We start from the raw sequence: 22,558 nt of genomic DNA on the forward strand, positions 1-22,558 counted from the left end.
CCTATATTTCAAATAAACATTGCTCGCCCTAAAACAAGCGATTATAATGGCAAAGGCAGAAATATAATCATACATGCTGCATCGCAGCAAAGCAAGCCGCGGTTCGTAAACTCCCGCGTTATCAAAACTAGGAGGTTTTTTTCACATGTTCAACTTGTGGTTCGGCGTTCTTTTTATGCTCGCCCACTTCACACTGTTTCTCATTTCCTACCGTTTATTCGGCAAGGTCGGCGTCTATGCCTGGATCGGCATGGCAACCGTTATCGCCAATATTCAAGTCGTCAAAACCGTTGATTTGCAAATCGGAACACTAGCCATCGTCATTACGCTCGGCAATACGATGTATGGCACCATTTATTTGGCTTCCGACCTGCTTAACGAGAAATATGGCGAAGCCGATGCCAAAAAAGCAGTGTGGTTCGGGTTTTTCACCTTAATTGCCTCAACCATTATTATGCAGATGGCGCTTCTATTTAATCCAGCCGAGCCCGGTCTGGAGGCGCAAGCAGCGCTTCAAAGCATATTCGGCATGCTGCCGCAAATTGCACTTGGCAGCCTATGCGCCTATTTTGTAAGCCAGTTTCTTGATGTGAAAATTTATACGCTGCTCAAGCGGCTGTTTCCAGCCCGCAATCAGCTGTGGATTCGCAATAACGGCAGTACGATTGTCAGCCAATTCGTCGATACGCTCATTTTTTGTACGATCGCCTTTGCGACCGAATATGAGTTCGATGTATGGATGTCGATCTTCCTGTCTACCTATGTCATTAAGTTTCTGGTGTCCGTCTGCTCGACGCCGTTTCTATATGCAGCGCGAAGCTTCACGTTCAAAAAAGAATCAATCTAAATTCATACATTCAAGGTGAAACGGCTGTCGCCGTCCTGTGGCGGCGCGGCGCGTTTCATTCCGAGAAATATAGAGACAGGATAACGAAATGATATCCTTGCCTATATTTGTACAAATAACCTCCCTTCTGCCGGGAGGTTATTTGTTTACAGCCGCATTTTATTGATAAAAGCCGATGTCATCCAGCATCACCCGACCAGCCGCTCCGGAAAAATAAAACGTTATCCGCGTAATTTTCGCCCCGGATGGCCAGCCGCCTGCTTCCGCAAACCGCGCTAGCGGCAAGCTGTAGGTCTGAAACACCGATTCAATGCTCTCTTTATATTTTCCCTTCTTAATCCGCTTCTCCAGCCAAGGGGTAATAGTAAACTGCGTTTCGAAGGGCAGCGGAATATCGTTAAAGCTGGATAATGGCAAGCGCACCGCCTGCCCCTGTGAAGGCACAAGCTCCAGCTCGATTTGCGGCGCAGCTGCCGCATCATCATCCCTATTTTCCACTCCCATATTTTCCATTGAAAAGCTGAACGTATTAAGTCCTTTGGAAACGATGGCCTCGCTATACGTCCCTGCAAGCTCCAACGTATAGGACGCAGCAGCGTCCCATTCCAGCACAGCACCGCGCGAGCCCTTATTGCGATTGTCCCGGTCCTTCGCCTCCGACTCCTCCCATACCTTGAAGCCTTCGGCGCTCAGCTTGCCTCCGCTCGGCAGCGTCAGCTTGTTCACGTCTTCTTCATAACGCGCTGCCGCGAGGAAGGAAGCATCCTCGTATCTGCTTACATAATTGCTGGTGGAGGGGAGCCAATCCGGCGCCGTTTTGTTATTTTCGAACAAAGGCTTATAAGCATCGTTGCCGTGCAGAGTAGCTTCCAGAAAAGCCGAGACATACACTTTGGCCGCCTGCTGCTGCTCCGCCTGCGTCATCATGTTCTGCTGATTAAGAAACAGGCCGCCGGGAACCCGTTCATCCATCATGCCCCAATCCGAATTAAAGCGGCTGTGGTTCGCCTCGGACATATAGAGCGACGCTTTAAAATATGGCGAGCCTAGCGTAAAGCTGGTGCGAATGTACTGCCTGTCCCCGTAAAAGCTGTTGACGTCGCCATCCCTTGCGCCTTGCAGCGTCAAATAGCTCACATCTTTAATCCGCGCCGATGCATTGTCCACCTGCTTATCCGTCGGAGCCAAAGCCACTACTGAAGCAAAATTGACCTGGGCGATGCTGGAAAGCCCTTCATCCTCGGCAAACCATCGTTTGTAATCCACGGCCATCGCTACCGCTTGACCACCACGTGAATGTCCAATTAAAGATACCTTGGAAAAATCTACTTTGCTGTAAAAGGGATTATCCGTCAGCGTACTGAACAACTGGATTTGCTGAATGTGCTTGAGCATGATCCATGCCCGCATTTTCATATCCTGCTCGGGGATGCTCGACCAAACCGAATAATTAAGAAAGTTTTCATCTACCGATATCGCAATAAAGCCCCGGCTCGCAAGCAGCTCGCCCAAGTAGGCATAGCCTGCGTCCGAAAACTCCTCCATTAAATGATTGCCATGCACCATGAGCACAAGCGGAAACGCTCCATCGCCTTCCGGCATCCACACTCTCGCGTTTAACGGAAGCTCGCGTTGATCAAAGCCCCAAAATTGCTGCTTGAGCCACGCCCACTTTTTAATGTAAACCGATGCGTCTACGGAGGTCGAGAGCAGCTCCGTCTGCTCGCCGTATTCGCTGCGCTGCTTGTCGCTCCCGCTGCCGTAGGTAAAGGCCTTATAGCTGTAATCGCCCGGCAATGCCGGATTGTCAGCTTCAATGGAAGCAACCGGCATGCCGTCCCCTAGACTCATATCCGAGGTCCCATCTGCAGATGAATAGTTGGAATCCATATCGGCGGCAGGTGCTGCATCATCAGAAGCTCCGCGAAATTGATTCGCTGCAACGTTTACAAATAGTGCTCCTGCCACAATAATGCCTGCTATGGCGAGCCCTCTGCCGGGCAGCTTCACTATTTGACCGAGCAGCATGCCTGCCATCGCGCCACAAATCGCATACGCCGCTGCAAACAGCGCCGCCATGAGCATACCAAATTCCGAATAATACAAAATAAAATAAGCTTCAAATGCTACGTATAAGAAAAACCCGGCAAACAAGCGAGGAACGGGCACAAAAACAAGCGTTAGCAGCACTGAGCACAGCTGCGCGGCTGCATACAAGGCCACGGTATTTAACGACACAAAACCGCCGATATCCACAAGCGTCCCAAATCCCGTCGGCATGCCCAGCGCAACCAGCACCATCGCCAGCGTTCCCGCGATCAGCAGCCCTGCGGAGCCATGGTAGAACAGCGTCCTGTCATAGGCGAGCCGCTGCTGCATCCGCGCCTTTAACCACTGGGCCAACCGCTGCCGCTTAGGAAGCTTCGGTGGCGGAACAAAGCCTAATGGCCCTAATACTGTATTCACTTGCTCTCAGCTGCCTTTATAAAGAGCCAATTGCGGTTCTCACGCTGTTCGATCTCTACAGGCACGCCAAAAAAATCGCTCATGCGCGCTGATGAGAGCACCTTGCTTGTATCACCGGCTTCAAAAACCCGGCCATCCTTAATCAGCAGTGTTTGATTAAAGCAAGGCAAAATTTCCTCCACATGATGGGTTACATAAATAATAGTCGGCGCATCTGGCTGCTGTGCCACCTGATTAATCATCTCCAGCAGCTGTTCTCTCGCAAACACATCGAGCCCGGTACAAGGCTCGTCCAAAATGAGCAGCTTAGGCGCAGCCATCAGCGCTCTTGCAATGAGCACCCGCTGGCGCTCGCCCTGCGAGAGCGTGCTGTACGTCCGGTTCAGCAATACTTCACAGCCGAGGCTGCGCATCAGCAAGATTGCCTGCTCTTCATCCTCCTGCAGCGCTTGATCATACAGCCCAATCGTAGCGAATTTTCCGCTTAAGACAATTTTGAAGGCGGTATCCTGACCGTGCAGCTTCTGCTGGAGCGATGTGCTGACCCAGCCTATGCTTTTGCGCAGCTCACGCAAATCGTATTCGCCAAATTTATGTCCCAGCACCGATACAGACCCAGTCGTTGGCCAAATATAGCCGTTAATCATATTTAAAAGCGTCGTCTTCCCGGAGCCGTTAAGCCCTAACAAGCACCAGTGCTGACCCGCTTCAACCTGCCAATCAATCCCTTGAAGGACGATCTTTTCTTCCCGTTCCCAAGTTACGTTATGAATGTCTATAACCATTGCTCTCATCCTCCCATGTAGTCTAAATTATATGTAAATTGACCGTAACATTCAATCCTTCCACAGCACCCGCCTACTGGGGCGACGTTGTGCCTCCACCCCCGAAATGAGCAATGTGGACGGGAACATGGTACAATAATAGCAGCAATAATGATATTAGGAGTGATGGATCGCATGCAGCGAGATATGATGAAGCAATGGGCGCACTTTTTTTTAACGTATAAATTTGCCTTGGATGAAGTGGAGACGAAGCTGAATATTTTAAACGAGGAATTTCAATTTATTCATGACTACAACCCGATTGAGCATGTCAAAACGCGGATTAAAAATCCCGAAAGCGTCATGGACAAGCTCCGCCGCAAAAATATGGATATTAATTTGGAAAATGCAAAAGAACATATTCGCGATATTGCTGGCGTCCGGGTCATCTGTTCTTTCTCCACTGATATTTATCAAATACTGGAAATGATCAGCCAGCAAACCGACGTTAAAGTGATTGAAGTGAAGGATTATGTCCTCAATCCGAAGCCAAATGGCTATAAGAGCTTGCATCTTATTGTAGAAATTCCTGTCTTCCTGACGAACCGCATTGAAAATGTGCTTGTTGAAATTCAAATCCGCACGAGCGCGATGGATTTCTGGGCCAGTCTGGAGCATAAAATTTATTACAAATATAATGAAGGCATTCCACCGGAAATTCAACAGCAGCTTAAGGAATCCGCCGACATGATCAATTTGCTCGATAAACGTATGCTCGCTCTGAATCAAGAGGTACTTAAGCACCGCGAATTCGCGATAGAATAATAGCAAAAAGCCTCCGGCACCGCTGTATAAGCGGATGGCCGGAGGCTTTTTTTTTCAAGGTCAGGTTATCGCGCGGTACAATGGAATAATGACTACAGCGAGCACAAAGGCAATGAGGCCAATTGTGACTGCCCATGATCCAAGTCCCTTCGCCCCTTGTCGGTACGCGACAAAGCCAAGCACTGCTGCGGCTGCCCCCATTAGCGCGGGCCATAAAAACCATGAGACGATCGCAAACACCAAACCGACCCAGCCCAGCGCGGTGCCTCCGGTGCTTTCCCTCACCGTATCCTCGCCTTCGCTTTTGCTTTCGCTGCGCGGTACATAAGATACGGGAACGGGTACACCAGCGGCAAATTCCCCCGCCATTTCTTCATTGATATTACGGCTTGCACCGTTTATTTCTTCATCGGATAACAATGCTCTATGATGACGCTCTTCCAACGCTGCTTCGTCGTTTTGCTCCTTCTCCCCATGACTGCTGCCCTCTGTTTCATCCCAGCGTTCCATTTGGGCTCACCTCCACTTCATAAGCTTTGCCTTTCGATTCAAACCATCCTAGCCCGTCCTTCTCCACCTGACAGCCATCCCCAGCTGCTTAGCGCGCTTTAAAGGTATGGCAGCATGTTGCAGACGACTTCGCCGCCTGGTCCTGATGCTGCAAGCCAAGCTCTTCAGCGGCAAATTCTGATCCAAAATCGGCACTTGCATGCTGATCAATATCAATGGCAATGGAATCGGCGCCACAGTTATTACCTTCTGACCAAAACGTGCAATTTGATACGCTGCATGATACGCCCTTTGGCATAAAAAAATCACCTCCGCTATCAAGTTTCCCTGAACGGAGGTGATTCATTCTGCCTTATTTTTGCCCCTGCATCCGACGCTGGGTCATGTAGTCTGTTTCGTAGTAGGCAAGCTCATCGCGCAGCTCTTCGTAAATTTTGGATAAAGACAATACGATATCGCGGGCTTCACGAACAGGCTTGAACAAGAAGCGAATCGCGTCTTGACCCGTGTATGCGTAGCGGCCATCTTCGGAATAACATTCATTTTTAGGATAGAAGAAGGCATTTACACATTGATGGTACACTTCGTACAAGGCACGTTCTGCAAAATCGTTATCAAAATTGGGGCGTCTGAGCAATACTCCCAGCTTTTCAACCGAGACTTCAGAAAACACCAACAAATGTCTCAAATCGGATAGCAGGCCTTTGTAAAAATTTTGCGCCTCATCACTGCTTTGCTCCCCATTCAATTGTACGAGCGAATAGTGATTCAAAAATGGCTCCAATTGATTCACGGCTTCTTTTAGTTTAATACGGGTTGTCTCACTAAGTGGTTTAACATTAGTCGCTGGCATAGGTAGTTCCCCTTTCTTCAATCCAAACAAGCTTAAACGTTGCAAGATCATAAAACTCTAGGCATCAACATAGTACCACAAATTACTTGCAGATGGTACTGGAGAAACGCTGATTGTGCCGCATATTTTCTGGATTTTAAAGCGAACCTATACATCAAACAGGCTCATGCTGTTATTCCAGCTGTCATTTAATGGAGGTTTGCGCAAATGAAAAAGAAATGGATCGGCGTCTTTACCGTGCTTGTTGCGGCGACGCTGCTGATTCCGACTGCACCTTTGTTTCTTCCTCAAGGCAAAAAACCCGCTGCACCTGTCAAAAGCTTGTCTGCCAACCAGGAGAAGCAGCATAAGCTGCGCACGCTCAATCGTGATATGGAGGCCACTTCTTTTCTGTGCGTCTCCGAATGCACCAAAGAATTTTATAAGCTGATGGACACGAGCCAGGCCGGGAAAACCCGGAAAACAGGAAAAACAGTGTCGACCAAGCACGTTACCAGCATGATGAGCATGCATAAGCATATGTCCTACATCCGCTTGATGAACGGAGAGCGAAGCGTACAGCGCGGTGCCATTCCTTCTAACTCCGGCAAAAGCGAAGTAGAAGCAGCTGCGGCAGCCGTCAAACAGGGCAAAACCTATGAATCCAAGCCATTTGTAAATGAGAGTGGCAGCCGTTTCATCGTGCTCGGGGTTCCCCATCAGAAATACCGCGGCATGGGCGTCGTCGGCGTCATTAAGCAGGATATTGTCACTCAGGTGGAGCGCCATCAAAAGCGCAATTTGCGGCTTGTCCCCTACCCGAACGAAGGCAACTACCGAATTGAGTCGGTTATTCCGAATACGAACCGTGATACAACGGTACAGACCGGGGAAGACAATGGCAATGCCAGCCATTACCATGTGAAGGATGTTGTGGTTCATTTTGCCGAGAAGGTAACCGATGAGCAGCTTGAAAAAATGAAGCAATCCGTTAACGCAGTTTCCGTCAACCAAATTAATCAGATCGACAATACCTATGTGTTCCGATCCAAAAATATGGAAGCGAAGCAAATGAAGGAATATTTTAGTCGCTCCTGGAAAACGGAATATGTCGAGCCTCACTATTTATATATGACGAATGAAACAAATAATGACGGCGACAGCGGAGACGTCATTCCCAATGACGCGCTGTATGCCAAATATCAATGGAATCTACCCTCCATCGAAACGGAGAAAGGCTGGAAGCTGTCGAGGGGCAGTGATCAGGTCATTGTAGCGGTACTGGACACCGGCGTACAATTGGATCATCCCGATTTGCAGGGCAAGCTGCTGGATGGCACCAACATTGTCGACAGCGAGGCTGAGCCGGATGATGATGTCGGTCACGGTACGCATGTAGCTGGCATCATTAGTGCGTCCGTCAACAATGGCGAGGGTGTCGCCGGCTTATCCTGGTACAACAAGGTGATGCCGGTCAAGGTGCTCGACAGCAGCGGTGCAGGCTCAACCTACTCGGTTGCTCAAGGGCTGATCTGGGCAACTGACCATGGCGCCAAGGTTATTAATATGAGCCTCGGCAATTATGCACAGGCTGATTTCCTGCATGATGCCATTAAATATGCGTATGATCATGACGTAGTCCTCATTGCCGCCAGCGGCAATGACAATACGGATCGCCCGGGCTATCCAGCCGCTTATCCGGAAGTATTCGCTGTTGCGGCAACAGATTCCGCGCAGAAAAAAGCCTCTTTCTCCAACTACGGCGACTATATTGATGTGGCTGCACCGGGAGACAGCATTGCCAGCACGTACCCTGGAGGCCAATATGCGGCGCTCTCCGGCACCTCAATGGCAAGTCCGCATGTAGCGGCGTTAGCCGGTCTCATTCGGTCCGTCAATCCGGATTTGACGAATGAGGAAGTGATGGAAATCATGCGCAAATCAGCCGTTGATCTGGGCGATCCTGGTAAGGATGTTTATTTTGGCTATGGAGAAATAGACATTGATCGTGCTCTCAAAGCCGCAATGAACTTTAATACGGCACTCCAGACGTACCCGGACAAGACGAAAAACCGTCTCAATTCCATCACGCGCAAATACGAGAAATAAGCTGCTGGGACGCTGAGCGGGCATGGCAAAAACGTTTGAGCCGCTTGGCAGCCGGTCTGCATAAGACATGAAAAGCATGGCATTGAAGCAGCTCATCCGCTTCCTGCCATGCTTTTTTTAAAACAGCTTTATCTGCTCGATTAAAATCGGATTAAGCTCCTCCGCCTTCACCCCGTATAGCGCAAAAAACTCGCCGACCAGGCGGCGATGACAATAACGATGGTCATGGCAAAAACAGACCAGCACCACATGGCTGCCCTCCTGCAGCATGCGGTAAACTTGGCGAAGCGCCTCAAGCTTGCGATCAAATTGCAGCTCCGCAACAAAGCGCTTTTCATATTTCGGCCACCATGCGAAATCAGCATCTTCTTTTCGCCCATCAAGCGAAAACTGGAATAAATCCTGCGAAGGCGCTAAGGCTTGACACATGGACACATCTGCAATATCCATCTCCGCTCGCGTAATCATCAGCTTTTTCGCTGCGAAATTTATTTTTTTCAAGCCATTTAAATTACTCGTATACAGCTTGCCTGAAGGCAGCATATGATTCAACCTCCTACGAAAATGCAAAAAAGAGATGCAGGGCCGTTAGCTCCCGAAGGAACGTCCACTAACATCTCTATAATCGCAAATGACGAATGGTTCAAAATATAAGAATTTATAAGTTTCACACTTATCATTAGGCTTATATTTCTCGGATTGAAACGTGCCTTGCCGCCAAAGGACGGCGATAGCCGTTTCACCTTGAAATATAAGAATTTATAAGTTTTTCACGTATAAATAGGCTTATATTTCTCCGACAAAGCTCTTCGCGTCCCAGAAGGACGAAGAAGTCGTTTTTGCTTGTTTAAGTTCGTTACGGAAAGTTTGCCGTAAGCCGGGTTCTGTACTTTCAGTGGTCCAAACGGTGACGACCCTCCCACTAAGAAAGCGACAATCATCTATCTACGCCGCCTATTGCTAAGCGGCTCCAGCAACCAACCCGGACGTGCCTCAGGCTAAGGCCGCAGCTCGAAGCTGCAACGTCCTCTCGGTCTTGCTCCAGATGGGGTTTACCAGGAATACAGTCACCTGTACTCCTCGTGGTCTCTTACACCACGGTTCCACCCTTGCCTGTGCTGGCACGAAGCCAGCCATCGGCGGTCCATTTCTGTGGCACTATCCTTCAGCTCGCGCTGACTGGACGTTATCCAGCATCCTGCCTTGCGGAGCCCGGACTTTCCTCTCGCGGCAACAAGGCCGCCAGCGATTGTCTGTCAAACTTTCCGGTGCATCAACCAGTATACAAGGTATTGGCGTAAAGCTCAAGCTTTAATCATTTTCCAAGCTGCCGCTTGGCTTTATACAAATGTAAAAGGCTCCGTATGGATCGCAGAGGCGAGCGCCTTCGTGTCCGATTTGCGCGACTGCAGCTGCTCATTAAGCCAATCGGCTGTGCGCTGCTTCATTATTTTTTCCACATTATGGCCGGGGTCAATAATCGCAATGCCCGCAGCAAGTGCATCATGAGCGGTATGATAGTCAATATCGCCCGTAATGAGCACATCGGCTCCGGCAAAAATCGCATGGCGAACGTAGCGAGCCCCTGAGCCGCCGAGTACAGCGACCTTACGCACTTCACGACCTGCTTCACCAACTACCCGAACAACGGGTACCTCGAATGCCTGCTTCACGCGCTCTGTAAGCTCAGCAAGCGTTACAGGCTCGCTCAGCTTACCCGCTCTGCCTAGTCCAACTGAACGGCCGGTTAAGTCGATTTCGTACAAGTCATAAGCAACCTCATCGTAAGGATGGGCTTTCAGCATCGCTTGTAAGGCTTTGCGCTTTAAGCTGTCAGGGACAACGACCTCAAGACGGACCTCTGCTGTTTTTTCCAGCTTGCCAGGAGCGCCAATGTACGGCGTCGTTCCTTCCCCAGGCAAAAACGTTCCCGTTCCTTCGGTTATAAAGCTGCAGCGGCTGTAATCGCCGATCTGGCCGCCTCCTGCGCTCCAGATCGCCTCCAGCACCTTTTCCTCATGTCCTTTAGGCACGAACACGACAAGCTTGTTCCACTGGTCCGTGTGCACTTCCTCCAGGCAAATACGCCCTTCCGGCTTAATACCGACCAAATCCGCCATCCAATCGTTAATGCCGCCATCTGTTACGTCCAGATTGGTGTGGGAGATGTACACGGCAATATCATTTTTGATCAGCTTCTCATACAGCTTGCCTGCTGGCGTAGACGTATCAAGCTTTGAGAGCGGGCGGAAAATAATCGCATGGTGGGCAATAATCAGTTCTGCCCCAGCAGCAATCGCTTCATCCACAACCTCATCCGTCACGTCGAGAGCCACGAGAATATGGCTAATGGGCTTACCCAGCGTTCCTAGCTGCAGCCCGATTTTATCATTTTCTACCGCATAATGCTTTGGAGCCAGCTGCTCCATTATTTGGACGACGGTGTGTCCATTGGCAAGCATCCGAGCACCTCCTTCATAATCGTCATTTCATGACGCAGCTGTGCCAGCTTCCCAGCTGCTTCCGGCTGCTCTGAAAGGGACAAGCTTTGGCATACGCGTTCCAGCTTTTCAAGCTCCGCCTGCCATTTTTGATGAAATACGGGAATCGGCTTACGCAGCAAAAAAGGCCCCATCCGCACGAGCAGAGCTAAGCGAATTTCCTCAGGCAAGGAGTCTGGCAATAAGGACATATCATAAACTTTAGCGTTATGCTCCTTGCTCTCTTGGCCACCTTGCTTCTGAGCATGGAGAACCTCGTAAATCTTTCCGTCCTCCTCCATGATCGTCTCAGCAAGCAGCGACCAGCCATGCTCAAGCAGCCAGCTTCTGACCCGGTCCTCGCCAACATTGGGCTGAAGCACCAGCTCTTTGACGCCTTCGAGCTTGCCAGCCTGATAGCCAGCGTCCAAAATATCGCTCATTAATGCGCCGCCCATGCCCGCAATCGTTACCGTGTCAACCTCCAGCGGCTGAATGACGGACAAGCCATCTCCTTGGCGAACATCGAGCTTATGGAGCAGCCCAACGGCTGCTCCCTGCCTGCGAGCCGCATCAAACGGCCCTTTATTTAATTCTCCGGCAATCGCCGAAGGCACTATTCCCGCTTGCAGTAAATAAACAGGCAGCTGCGCATGATCTGATCCAATATCTGCTATACGCGAGCCCGCTGTTACATATCCCGCAATCGTTTGTAATCGGTTAGAAAGTTTCAACATTAAGCAACCCACACTATCCATTTTTTTCTCATTGCAAACAATAATATGCCGCCTAAAGCGATTTTAATGAGCAGCTGCAATTGCAGCCAATCCGTTTCCAACGCAAACAGCATTGCATACAGCTCAGGCATAAACCATACTAAAGCACATGTTACGAACAATACAGCCGAAACCGGCTTCGACCATTGATGCACAAACCAGCTAGCCCATCCGAACAAGCCCGACAGCGGCAGCCAATAAAGCTGAATGCCGTACCATGCTGGAGAATCGGTCAAACGTGACAACAACCATGCATATACGAGCAGGGAAGCAACCCAGCCGCATAAATGCAAAATATGAATGCGAGCGCTAATGCCATAAACGATCCAAAAAACAGAACAGAAGCCCAGCAAGCTAGCCTTCCAGTACCATTCCTCGACGCCATGGAAATTGAGTATGTACATTCCTGCCCCAAGCATAAGCAGCATGCCTACCCCGCCGATTACAAGGCCAGTGGCTTCATTTCGTTTGCGTACCCGCTGGGAAATAATGAGTGAAATGACGACTGCCGAAGCGACGACCCCTATTTGCAATAAAGGATGAAAAGCGTTAAAATAAAGCACAACCAAGGAAATTAAGGTAAAAAACCCAAAAGTAAGGAGCCACTGTTTCCCTGATGCCTGCGAAGCGGCCATGACCGCTTTACCGATTCCGCGCGAAGAAGCTTGCCTTTTTTTAGGATCTTCCTCTTGATCGGGATCCACATATAAATTAAGCAGGAAATCACAATACTGCTGCGGCAGAAGCTTGCTTCTGCTCCAATAATCGATCTCTTTAACAATGGTCTGCCGACGCTCTTCATTCATCCCGGGCTTATTCCTTTCAAGGGAACTTTATACCTACTTGTATTTTGAAAAAAAAGACCTTGCTGCTCGTTCATGCAGAAAGGTCTGATCTGGTAAAACGTTATAGCTATATCGCGTTATAAAACCTGCCTACCGTTCTAAAACACGATTTATTCGAGAAAATCCTTCAAGCGTTTGCTGCGGCTCGGATGACGCAATTTGCGAAGCGCCTTCGCCTCAATTTGCCGTATCCGCTCGCGGGTTACGCCAAATACCTTGCCCACTTCTTCCAGCGTTCTTGTACGTCCGTCATCAAGACCGAAGCGCAAGCGCAATACGTTCTCTTCACGCTCGGTAAGCGTATCGAGCACATCCTCAAGCTGTTCCTTCAGCAGCTCATAAGCAGCTGCATCCGCAGGAGCAAGCGCCTCCTGGTCTTCAATGAAATCGCCAAGATGGGAATCGTCTTCTTCGCCAATCGGCGTCTCCAGCGATACGGGTTCTTGTGCAATCTTCATAATTTCCCGAACTTTTTCCGTGCTCAGCTCCATCTCGGCAGCAATTTCTTCCGGTGATGGCTCGCGTCCCAATTCTTGCAGCAATTGACGCGATACTCTGATCAGCTTGTTGATCGTTTCCACCATATGAACAGGAATCCGGATCGTCCGCGCCTGATCGGCAATCGCCCGTGTAATCGCTTGGCGAATCCACCATGTCGCATACGTACTGAATTTAAAGCCCTTCAGATGGTCAAACTTCTCAACCGCTTTAATCAGACCCATATTGCCCTCTTGAATCAAGTCGAGAAACAGCATGCCGCGTCCAACATAGCGCTTGGCAATACTGACCACGAGACGAAGATTCGCTTCAGCCAGTCTGCGCTTAGCTTCCTCGTCGCCATTCTCGATTCTGCGTGCGAGTTCAATTTCATCGTCAGCAGAAAGCAGCGGCACGCGTCCAATTTCTTTTAAGTACATCCGAACAGGGTCATTAATCTTGATGCCCGGCGGAAGCGCCAAATCATCATCAAAATTAAAGTCGTCCTGTTCTCTTTCCTGTTCTCCTTCACGATTATCAAGCGGATTATGACGCTCCTCATCATTTTCGTTGAGAACCTCAATCCCTTGATCATCCAGCTGCTCGAAAAACTCGTCAATCTGCTCCGGATCCTGGTCGAAAGGCGACAATTTCTCCATAATCTCTTTATAAGTTAGGGAGGATCTCTTCTTACCCTGTTCAATCAGCTGGTCTTTGACTTGATCCAGCTTTTGTTCAGCTTCCAATCCAGTATGCTGATCATTCGCCATATTCCGACTCCCTCCTCCCTAGAAACCCAAGCCTCTATCGTCCTTTAAGCTGTCTCTCTAGGGCATTAATCTCAGTGTGCATTTGCGCGGCTAACATATAATCCCCGGCACGTTCTGCCTGTACCGCTTCTTCCTTCTTAAGCTCAAGTTCCCTGAATGCGGGCACCTTGCTAATATCCTCGATATCAGCGGCTAATATGTCCTCGTCAAAAGGAACATCCTCCATCATTGAAATGGCTGCCGCTGCTCTCTCCAGGCGTTCATCCTGAAGCGAACCAATAAAGCGTCCGACATCTGGATCATGATCCTGCGCATAAAATGCGTACAAATAAGCAGCAAGCGCTGCATGATCCTCCACATTGAACGCTTCGCCAAGCCTGTCGTGCACCGCGAGCGCCGCTTCCCGGTCACGCATCATGACATGGAGCAGACGCCTTTCCGCCTTGATGTATGCGGGCAGCAAGGATGGAGGGCCCGAACTACGGCGATTTTCATTCCTACCATTATTCCACGAATTATCGTTATTATCCCCTTGCGGCTTCTTTTTTTGCAGCTCCAACACTTTAGCTTGGCAGTCCTGCTTCAAAACGTCAAGGGGGAAATTAAACTCGCGGGACAACTCCTGTAAGTAAACTTCGCGTTCAATAGCGGAATCAAGATCTGCAACAATGGCAGCTGCTTCGAGCAAATAGTTTTTCCGGCCCTCTTCTGTTAGCAGTATATGGTTTTTCCTTGAATATATAAGCTTAAATTTTGTGGTGGTTGCCGCTCCGTCGATTGCTTCCCTAAGGAAGGTATCGGGGCCGTATTCCTCAATATACTCATCGGGATCCTTGCCCTTTGGCAGGATGGACACTCTGACTCTAAGTTTGGCCTTCTCGAGCATCGGAATGGATTTCAAAGCAGCTGCTTGTCCGGCATCATCGCCGTCATAGCACAGGATAATCTCCTCCGCCTGCCTTCCGAGTATGGCACAATGCTCCTCAGTCAATGCTGTACCCATCGTGGCAACACCATTATTTACGCCTGCACTCCAAGATTTAATAACATCCATATACCCTTCAAAAAGAACAACCTGTTTGCTCTTGCGAATAGCTGGCCTTGCATGATGCAGATTGTAAAAAACTCGGCTCTTCGTAAACAGCATCGTTTCCGGGGAGTTCAAATACTTGGGCCCGCCGTCACCAATTACCCTTCCACCGAAAGCAATCACTTTGCCGTCACGATCCCATATCGGGAACATGATTCGGCTTCTGAAACGGTCAACATGACCGCTGCCGTCATTTTTAGCCGATAACAAACCGCCCTTTTCCATTAAAGCTGGGTCAAAATTTCTTGCTGTTAAAAATCGGTTAAGCGTGTCCCATTGGTCCGGCGCATACCCTATCATAAAGTGGTCGATCTGCTTTTCCCTGAGACCCCTATCAAGCAAATAGTCTTTAGCAATTTTGCCATGCTGTGTGTTATTCAATAGATAGTTATACAATTTCGCTGTCAACTGATGAGCTTCAACAATGGCTAAGCGGTCTAAGTCAACTTCTTCGCGCTGACTGCCCTCGGCGCCAGTCCAGGTTACAGGCATACCTGCTTCCTCGGCAAGCACTCTGACCGCCTCTGGAAAAGAGTAGCCTTCGATCTCTTCCACGAATCGTATGACATGTCCGGTCTTACCGCAACCGTAACAATGGAAAATTTGCAGCTCTGGCGTGACCGTAAACGATGGGGTCTTCTCAGAGTGGAAAGGGCATAACCCTTTCATGTATTTGCCGTGCTTCGTGAGATGAACATACTTCCCGACTGTCTCTACGATGTCATAATGACGGCGTACCGCATCTATGACCTCCTCCGGTATTTTATTACCGTATGTCATCGTTCATCACCTTCATCCTAAGTAACACGTAAATAATATTCGCTAAATGTCATGTTTCTCCTGCTCGCTTTGCAAAACTTTTGTCATCTTTTGTTGAAATCGATCTCGATCTTCCGTTGTCATGGCTTTCGGACCCTTGGATTTGCCACCGCTGCGCCTGCGTTTGGCTTGTTCATGACGGCGTTCCATCAAATAATCGATGTTGTCATCCGTATATTGCTCGCCGCGCGGCGAAAGGACAAGTGCCCCCTTGCCAAGCGCAATGCAAGCGAGGCCGAAATCCTGGGTAACAACGACATCGCCCTTCAGCAAATGATTGACGATATACATGTCTACGGAATCTTTCCCCGCCTCCACCTGTACAACCGAAACGCCCTCTTCTGCTGCAAGGTGATGATCGTAGGAAGAAACCATTAGCACTGGCAACGAGAAGCTGCGGGCAATTTGCTTAATTTCCACTTTGACGGGACAAGCATCTCCATCAACGATTATGGTAGGTTTTTTTATAGAAATAACGACTCACCGCTCGTTTCTTCTCTAGAATAGCACCCTAAGTGAAGCGGATATGCTCCATAATCAGGCTTGCCGTTTCTTCGACCGCACGATGGGATACGTCAATAATGACACAGCCCAACTGTTTCATGATGGACTCCGCATAAAGCAGCTCCTTCTCGATGCGGTCCGTCGCCGCGTAAGATGCGCTGTTCGGCAGCCCAAGCGCCTTGAGCCGTTCCTTGCGAATGATGTTCAAATAGGGCACGCCAATCGTCAGCCCTATAATTTTCGCCTTCGGTACATGAAACAGCTCTGCGGGCGGCTTAAGCTCTGGTACGAGCGGGATATTCGCCACCTTGTATTTCTGATGAGCCAAATACATCGATAGCGGCGTCTTAGACGTTCGGGATACGCCGATGAGCACAATATCGGCTTTCAGCACACCCGAAGGATCTTTCGCGTCATCGTAACGGACAGCAAATTCAACAGCGTCCACCTTGCGGAAATAGTTTTCATCCAGCACATGGTTTAGCCCTGGCTCCTGCCGCGATTGCTGTCCCGTCTTCACTTCAAGACTTTGGATGAGCGGGCCGAGCAGATCAATCGACACGGTATCATACTGCTCTGCCAGCTTGCCCATCGCCTCGCGCAAATGCGGGATGACGAGCGTAAACAACACGATCGCTCCCGCTTCCTGAGCCTGGCGGACTACCCGTTCAAGCGCCGCTACATCCGTAATGAAAGGCGCTCTCCGGATATCCGTCTGAATCGGATGAAACTGTGCGACGGCAGCTCTTACAACAAGTTCGCCCGTATCGCCAGCAGCATCCGAAACGACATAAATAATGACATCTGTCATCGATTTTGTCATGTTTTATCATCCTCCCCTTCTTAGTTAGAAGTTGTTTCGAAGATGAGCGATTCATCGATTGCCGCGGTTATTTTCTGCGTGATCCTATGACCAGACAAGCTTCGAATAATCCGCCACAACCGCTATATCTTCTGCAATTAAAGCCAAGGTCGCCAAACGGTTAGCGCGTACCTTCTCATCTTCCGCCATAACCATTACAGCATCGAAATACGTATTAATTGGTGCTTTCAGCGCAGCAAGCCTCGCTGCAGCATCAGCAATTTCTCCTCCGGCAACAGCTTGCTGGAACAATGCATGAACCGCCTGCCATTCCTTGTACAGCGCCGATTCAGCTGGCTCCGCAAACAAGGCTTCGTCTACAGCTTTAGTCGTTGCTTTGGCAGCCAAATTGCTGACGCGATTGAAAGCATCCACAATCAGCTTGAACGCTGCGCGGTCTGCGCCCGAAGCTTGTGCATTCAATAGAGCTGCACGCTCCACTGTCAGCAGCAGATTGTTGAAGCCTGCACCCATTACAGCATCTACAACGTCATAACGAATTGCTTGCTCAGACAACACATTTTTCACACGAAGCGCGAAAAATTCCGTTAAATCCTTGCGTACTTCATCTGCACTGCGCTTCATGCCTCTTGCCTCATGAACGTCAAGCGCCGCATCAAACAAGTCGCTAAGCTGCAAATTCAAACGCTGTGCCAAAATAATTTGCACGACACCAGCCGCTTGACGGCGAAGAGCGTAAGGATCCTGCGACCCAGTTGGAATAATGCCGATGGAGAAACAGCCGACAATCGTATCCAGCTTATCTGCAAGGCTAACAACTGCGCCAGTGATCGAGGCAGGAGCGCGATCTCCAGCAAAACGCGGCTGGTAATGCTCATTAATGGCAGCAGCAACCGTCTCGTTCTCGCCTGCTTTACGGGCATAATCCTCGCCCATAATGCCTTGCAGCTCTGGAAACTCGCCGACCATTTGGGTTACCAGGTCGAACTTACAAATATCAGCTGTACGGCTAATATGCGCTGCAGTAGCTGCATCCACCTGAAGTTTTGCTGCAAGCAAATCAGCCAAAGCGCTGATACGGCCGACTTTATTAGCAACCGTTCCCAGCTCCTCGTGATAAACAATGTTTTCAAGCTTCGCAAGCGCGTCACCGATCGCAAGCTTCTGATCTTCCTCATAGAAGAACTTAGCATCAGAAAGACGGGCGCGAAGCACTTTTTCATTGCCTTTTGCTACAACGTCAATTTTGTTCCGGTCGCCGTTGCGAACCGTTACAAAGTATGGAAGCAGTTGACCTTTGCCATCCAGCACCGGGAAATACCGCTGATGCTCACGCATCGACGTAATGAGCACATCCTGCGGAATTTTGAGGAATTCGGGATCAAATGTACCATACAGCACATTCGGAATCTCGACAAGGAACAGCACTTCCTCCAGCAAATCCTGATTGATGGCGATTTCCCAGTTTTGCTCCTTCGCCAACTGCTCAATTTGAGCGACGATGATTTGTTCCCGCTCTTCTACATCAACGACAACATGCTGCTCACGCAAACGTTCTTTGTACGCCGAAGGCTCAGTTACAGTTGTTTCAGCCCCGAGGAAACGATGTCCTCTGCTGCTGTTTCCACTGCGCACACCTGTAATTTCAAACGGAACTACATCTTGGCCATAAAGAGCCAATAACCATTTTATCGGTCGAATGAACCTCAAATCGTAGCTTCCCCAACGCATATTTTTCGGGAACGACATGGAGGTAATCAAATTCGTCAAACCTTCGGACAATACAGCCGCCGTATCAATACCGATGCTGCTTTTGTTCGCATATACATATTCTACTCCTGCAAGCTCTTGAAAATAAAGCTGCTCCGGCTCCGCGCCTTGACTGCGTGCAAAGCCAAGCGCAGCTTTGCTCCAGTTGCCCTGATCATCCTGGGCAATTTTGCGGGATGGGCCTTTCACCTGCTCATTGACATCCGCCTGCTTCTCTTCAACACCCTGCACCAAAACGGCAAGCCGGCGCGGCGTAGCATACGCTTGTACATCTTGATGAGCAATACGCGATTCTGCAAGCCATTTTACCAGCTTCTCCTTAAGCTGATTCATAGCACCTCTTACGAACCTCGCAGGAACTTCCTCCAAACCAATTTCCAGCAATAAATCCTTAGCCATTACGCCTCGCTCCTTTCTTTCAGCATCGGGAATCCAAGGCGCTCGCGCTCTTCCAAATACGTCGCAGCCACTTGGCGTGCCAAATTTCTCACGCGCATAATGTAGCCCGTCCGTTCCGTCACGCTGATCGCGCCGCGCGCATCAAGCTGATTGAACGCATGCGAGCATTTCAGCACATAGTCATAGGCCGGGAACACAAGATTATGCTCCATCGTCTTCTTTGCTTCTTCTTCGTACATATTGAACAAAGAGAACAGCATGGCCGTATCAGACGTCTCAAACGTATATTTGGAATGCTCATATTCCGGCTGCTTGAACACATCGCCGTACGTTACGCCGTCAACCCATTCAAGATCAAACACATTTTCTTTGTCCTGAATATAGGAAGCAAGACGCTCCATTCCATATGTAATTTCCACGGCTACCGGGCTTGCATCAATGCCGCCCACCTGCTGGAAATAAGTAAACTGCGTAATTTCCATGCCATCGAGCCATACTTCCCAGCCAAGTCCCCATGCGCCAAGCGTCGGGGCTTCCCAGTTGTCCTCAACGAAACGGATATCGTGGTCCCTCGGATCAATACCGAGCCGAGTAAGGCTTTCCAAATAAAGCTCCTGAATATTGTCTGGCGACGGCTTTAAAATAACTTGAAACTGGTGATGCTGGTACAGCCTGTTCGGATTTTCACCATAACGGCCATCGTTCGGACGGCGAGAAGGCTCCACATAAGCTACATTCCAAGGCTCTGGCCCAATAGAGCGCAAAAACGTCATTGGGTTCATCGTGCCTGCGCCTTTTTCCACATCGTAAGGCTGCACCAAAATACAATTTTGCTCGGCCCAGAACTGCTGCAGCGTTAATATCATGCTCTGAAAGTTCATACCTTTTCCGCTCCTTTTTTTGCTTTTGCTATTTCACCAGCAGCGGCAGTCTCAAGGGAACGCAAAAACTCTCGCCTCTACGTCTGCCGCCAGACATAGGGACGAGAGCTGATCTCCCGCGGTTCCACCCTACTTGGCTTTCTTGACTGCAGCAACAATAACCAGTTAGTCGTACACTAGTTCTTCTCTACTTGCTGCGCAAGAAAACCCGCTTTCTTAAACGCGACTCCGGAGTGCCCTTTCGCTGCTGGTCCGCTCCGGGCTCTCACTATCCCCGAATCGCTAAAGCTGCAACCATCACAACTACTTTCTCCATCATTGTCCGATATTTATATCTGTTTATCATAAACATTTTGCATGCCATTGTCAAACTTACAGGCTGAAAGCCGTCTAATCCAGCAGCTGCTCAGCTTGATGCGGAGACCAGCCATCGGCACCAGCCAAAATCTGGGCCAGAGTATACTCCACTGCCTGGTCGGCTGTAAGCTGCTGCGACCAGCTAATTCGCTTGTCTCTGGAGCCGCCTGGTCCTGTACTTGCATATTCCGCATAATAAACCGTCAGTTGGGCATCAAGCTTGTTCCAATCATCCCATCCGGCAGGAGCAATATGCTTGCCCATCCAGCAGCTAATAAAAATCGTTTTGGCATGATTGCGCCATGGCCTGCCTAAATATACGCTTCCGGCAGGAGCATCTCCTGTCAAACGGCATTCGTTGAATACATATCCGTGAGGAACATGCTCTGGGGTAGACGCAGCGGTAATCCATCCGTTAATCGCCCCAGGCTCTGTCGCGCCGCGATTTTTAGCAAAAATCTCGCAGCGGTTGAACAGCGCCGTCGCCGATCCAAATATAAAATCAACATCGCCCTCTATATAACAGTTCTCGTAATATTGCCGAGACTGCCTTCTTGGAGCTCCCTCCCGCGGACCGCCAAAAAAACTACGGTCAATTGGAACTTCCGGCAGCGGCCCCGTAAACAGCGTATCCTGATGGCCAATTAAGCGGCAGTTGCGGAAGCAGGCGCGATCGCCATCGGCATAAAGCGCGAGCGCTTGACCCACTTTTTCTCCGCGACCTGCCGAATTGATCAACGTCATATTTTCTCCTATAAAATCATCCGCTCCTACGAACACAGTATACGAATAAAACGTATGATAGAGCTCGCCGTCCGGAAATGCTTTTGTGGCATGGTCGTCAAAGCTGATGATCGTCTCGTTCACATTTTCGCCGATTAAGCTGATCATTGGCTTTTCGATATGAAGCTTTTCCTTATAAAACCCATTGCGAACATAAATGACAACCCGCTCCTGGTTCGTTGCTGGAACGGTATCAACAGCTGCTTGAATAGACGTAAAATCGCCGCTTCCGTCAGGGGCTACTACTATAGGGATAACCTTAGCTTCTTCTGCTTTCATTCTAGCCGCTACACCTCCGCCGGAAAAGCCTGCTGCCTGCTCTCGTCCGTCTCCTGAAAAATCGCTTCCGCTGTCCGCAGCGTCCAGGCAAGCTTCTTTGTCTGTTGCATTGCAATGTCCTCCTTCAAGCTACATTCGCTCCTTGCAAGCCGCTACCGAATTCCGCAAATACAGCTGTGGCTGGATGACGACCGGATATTTAGCGTCTTCACCCCGTATAAGCGCAACGATCAGCTCAGCCGCCTGAACAGCCAACTCGCCAAGCGGCGGGCCGATCGTCGTCAATGCGACCTCGGCATACTGCATATCCGGCAAATCATCGTAACCAATTAAGGAGATATCCTGCGGCACTTGGAAGCCCGCTTCAATGAAAGCACGCAGCGCCCCGCGTGTAACCAAGTTGTTGAGGCCGATGAATGCGGTTGGCGAGCTGCTCGTGAACGTATAATTGCGTACGGCAAAATAACCGTCTTCCCAAGAGGAATACGCCGGAAGCACACTTTCTGGACAAAATTCCAAGCCCGTCCGCTGCAGCGCTTCCTTATATCCTTCAATTTTAATGTTCTGGGAGTTGCCGATAAACCCAATACGCTCATGGCCATGCGCTTTCAAATGCTCGACCGCTTTGAAGATACCTTCTTTGCGGTCGATTTTAATATAAGGCGAATTCGGGTTTTCATCAGCGCCGAGTACGAAGCATGGCATTGGCATCGAGGAGACGAGCTTCCAGAACGCCTCCCGATCATCCAGCATATACTCCCAAAAAATACAGCCATCCACTCGCAGCTGACTAAAGATGTCTACCCCATCGCCCGCTATGACCAAAATCATTTGATAGCCGCGGCTTTTCAGCTCGCTATGCAAATTTTTCGAGATATTGGAAAAGAGCGGGTTGCTGAGTTCATCCAGAACAAAGCCAATAATATTGCTTTTGCCCGAAGAAAGCTGCTGCGCCATAATATTTTTTCGGTATTGATATTTTTCCGCGATTTCCAGCACCTTCTGTCTAGTTGCCGGTTTAATTAGCGGATCATTGTTCAATGCCTTGGAAACTGTGCTGTAGCTTACTCCTGCAAGCTTGGCGATGTCCTTTATAGTAACCATTCCTAAGCCCACACCTTTCCCGTCAACCGCTTGCGGCCCTCTTGCCCC

Annotated in this window: 20 protein-coding genes and 1 other RNA gene; 3 read left to right on the forward strand and 18 right to left on the reverse strand. The window is 49.6% G+C overall.

The window, feature by feature from the left end:
• The first annotated feature begins 145 nt into the window (after positions 1-145).
• Positions 146-847 carry a queuosine precursor transporter gene (locus tag ACSR9A_RS13855; protein ID WP_473757751.1) on the forward strand — a complete coding sequence of 234 codons (702 nt, stop codon included), beginning with the start codon at positions 146-148 and terminating at the stop codon, positions 845-847.
• Between the two features lie 159 nt (positions 848-1,006).
• Here ACSR9A_RS13855 and ACSR9A_RS13860 read toward each other — a convergent pair whose 3' ends face one another.
• Positions 1,007-3,313, reverse strand: a complete 2,307-nt coding sequence (locus tag ACSR9A_RS13860) for an alpha/beta hydrolase (protein ID WP_473757752.1) — start codon at positions 3,311-3,313, stop codon at positions 1,007-1,009.
• A complete protein-coding gene (locus tag ACSR9A_RS13865) occupies positions 3,310-4,098 on the reverse strand; it encodes an ABC transporter ATP-binding protein (RefSeq protein ID WP_473757753.1) in 789 nt (262 codons plus the stop codon). The genes ACSR9A_RS13860 and ACSR9A_RS13865 overlap by 4 nt, the downstream gene beginning before the upstream one ends.
• Positions 4,099-4,272: 174 nt before the next feature.
• On the opposite strand from ACSR9A_RS13865, the gene ACSR9A_RS13870 reads away from it, so the two are divergent.
• On the forward strand, positions 4,273-4,902 hold the full coding sequence (locus ACSR9A_RS13870) for a GTP pyrophosphokinase (RefSeq protein WP_341278386.1): 630 nt from the start codon (positions 4,273-4,275) through the stop codon (positions 4,900-4,902).
• Between the two features lie 60 nt (positions 4,903-4,962).
• On the opposite strand, the gene ACSR9A_RS13875 is transcribed toward ACSR9A_RS13870, so the two are convergent.
• The 3 genes from ACSR9A_RS13875 to ACSR9A_RS13885 all read right to left on the reverse strand — a co-directional run bounded on the left by ACSR9A_RS13875 (position 4,963) and on the right by ACSR9A_RS13885 (position 6,265).
• Positions 4,963-5,412: a hypothetical protein gene (locus ACSR9A_RS13875; RefSeq protein WP_473757754.1), complete on the reverse strand. Its 450-nt coding sequence runs from the start codon at positions 5,410-5,412 to the stop codon at positions 4,963-4,965.
• Positions 5,413-5,500: 88 nt separating this feature from the next.
• Positions 5,501-5,710, reverse strand: a complete 210-nt coding sequence (locus ACSR9A_RS13880) for a DUF1540 domain-containing protein (protein ID WP_056029269.1) — start codon at positions 5,708-5,710, stop codon at positions 5,501-5,503.
• A 54-nt stretch (positions 5,711-5,764) separates the two neighbouring features.
• Positions 5,765-6,265 (reverse strand): YpuI family protein, encoded by a 501-nt coding sequence (locus tag ACSR9A_RS13885; RefSeq protein WP_338551943.1) that lies wholly within the window; start codon positions 6,263-6,265, stop codon positions 5,765-5,767.
• Positions 6,266-6,472: 207 nt separating this feature from the next.
• Between ACSR9A_RS13885 and ACSR9A_RS13890 the strand changes: the two genes are divergently transcribed.
• Positions 6,473-8,353: a S8 family peptidase gene (locus ACSR9A_RS13890; protein ID WP_473757755.1), complete on the forward strand. Its 1,881-nt coding sequence runs from the start codon at positions 6,473-6,475 to the stop codon at positions 8,351-8,353.
• A gap of 117 nt (positions 8,354-8,470) precedes the next feature.
• Here the strand turns inward: ACSR9A_RS13890 and ACSR9A_RS13895 are convergent, their stop codons facing one another.
• The 13 genes from ACSR9A_RS13895 to ACSR9A_RS13955 all read right to left on the reverse strand — a co-directional run bounded on the left by ACSR9A_RS13895 (position 8,471) and on the right by ACSR9A_RS13955 (position 22,510).
• Positions 8,471-8,896, reverse strand: a complete 426-nt coding sequence (locus ACSR9A_RS13895) for a DUF488 family protein, N3 subclade (protein WP_473757756.1) — start codon at positions 8,894-8,896, stop codon at positions 8,471-8,473.
• A gap of 315 nt (positions 8,897-9,211) precedes the next feature.
• An RNA gene (gene rnpB / locus ACSR9A_RS13900) (RNase P RNA component class A) lies at positions 9,212-9,618 on the reverse strand.
• A 75-nt stretch (positions 9,619-9,693) separates the two neighbouring features.
• Positions 9,694-10,815 (reverse strand): Nif3-like dinuclear metal center hexameric protein, encoded by a 1,122-nt coding sequence (locus ACSR9A_RS13905; RefSeq protein ID WP_473757757.1) that lies wholly within the window; start codon positions 10,813-10,815, stop codon positions 9,694-9,696.
• Entirely contained in the window at positions 10,782-11,570 is a 789-nt protein-coding gene (locus tag ACSR9A_RS13910; protein ID WP_473757758.1) for a tRNA (adenine(22)-N(1))-methyltransferase, read from the reverse strand. Before ACSR9A_RS13910 ends, ACSR9A_RS13905 begins: the two co-directional genes overlap by 34 nt.
• Positions 11,570-12,415: a hypothetical protein gene (locus ACSR9A_RS13915; protein ID WP_473757759.1), complete on the reverse strand. Its 846-nt coding sequence runs from the start codon at positions 12,413-12,415 to the stop codon at positions 11,570-11,572. The genes ACSR9A_RS13910 and ACSR9A_RS13915 overlap by 1 nt, the downstream gene beginning before the upstream one ends.
• Before the next feature lie 149 nt (positions 12,416-12,564).
• Positions 12,565-13,701 carry an RNA polymerase sigma factor RpoD gene (rpoD, locus tag ACSR9A_RS13920; protein ID WP_341278393.1) on the reverse strand — a complete coding sequence of 379 codons (1,137 nt, stop codon included), beginning with the start codon at positions 13,699-13,701 and terminating at the stop codon, positions 12,565-12,567.
• A gap of 34 nt (positions 13,702-13,735) precedes the next feature.
• Positions 13,736-15,571, reverse strand: coding sequence for a DNA primase (dnaG, locus tag ACSR9A_RS13925; protein ID WP_473757760.1), 1,836 nt, complete (start codon positions 15,569-15,571; stop codon positions 13,736-13,738).
• Between the two features lie 42 nt (positions 15,572-15,613).
• Complete coding sequence (locus ACSR9A_RS13930; protein WP_473758012.1) at positions 15,614-16,084, reverse strand: YaiI/YqxD family protein; 471 nt, start codon at positions 16,082-16,084, stop codon at positions 15,614-15,616.
• Between the two features lie 37 nt (positions 16,085-16,121).
• Positions 16,122-16,937, reverse strand: coding sequence for a pyruvate, water dikinase regulatory protein (locus ACSR9A_RS13935; protein WP_473757761.1), 816 nt, complete (start codon positions 16,935-16,937; stop codon positions 16,122-16,124).
• A gap of 84 nt (positions 16,938-17,021) precedes the next feature.
• A complete protein-coding gene (glyS, locus tag ACSR9A_RS13940) occupies positions 17,022-19,106 on the reverse strand; it encodes a glycine--tRNA ligase subunit beta (RefSeq protein ID WP_473757762.1) in 2,085 nt (694 codons plus the stop codon).
• Positions 19,106-19,987, reverse strand: a complete 882-nt coding sequence (gene glyQ, locus ACSR9A_RS13945; protein WP_473757763.1) for a glycine--tRNA ligase subunit alpha — start codon at positions 19,985-19,987, stop codon at positions 19,106-19,108. Before glyQ ends, glyS begins: the two co-directional genes overlap by 1 nt.
• Positions 19,988-20,377: 390 nt before the next feature.
• Positions 20,378-21,406: a pectinesterase family protein gene (locus ACSR9A_RS13950; RefSeq protein ID WP_473757764.1), complete on the reverse strand. Its 1,029-nt coding sequence runs from the start codon at positions 21,404-21,406 to the stop codon at positions 20,378-20,380.
• Positions 21,407-21,535: 129 nt separating this feature from the next.
• Positions 21,536-22,510 carry a LacI family DNA-binding transcriptional regulator gene (locus ACSR9A_RS13955; protein WP_341278399.1) on the reverse strand — a complete coding sequence of 325 codons (975 nt, stop codon included), beginning with the start codon at positions 22,508-22,510 and terminating at the stop codon, positions 21,536-21,538.
• Positions 22,511-22,558: the final 48 nt, after the last annotated feature.

It is taken from the genome of Paenibacillus sp. R-74696, from assembly GCF_055814915.1.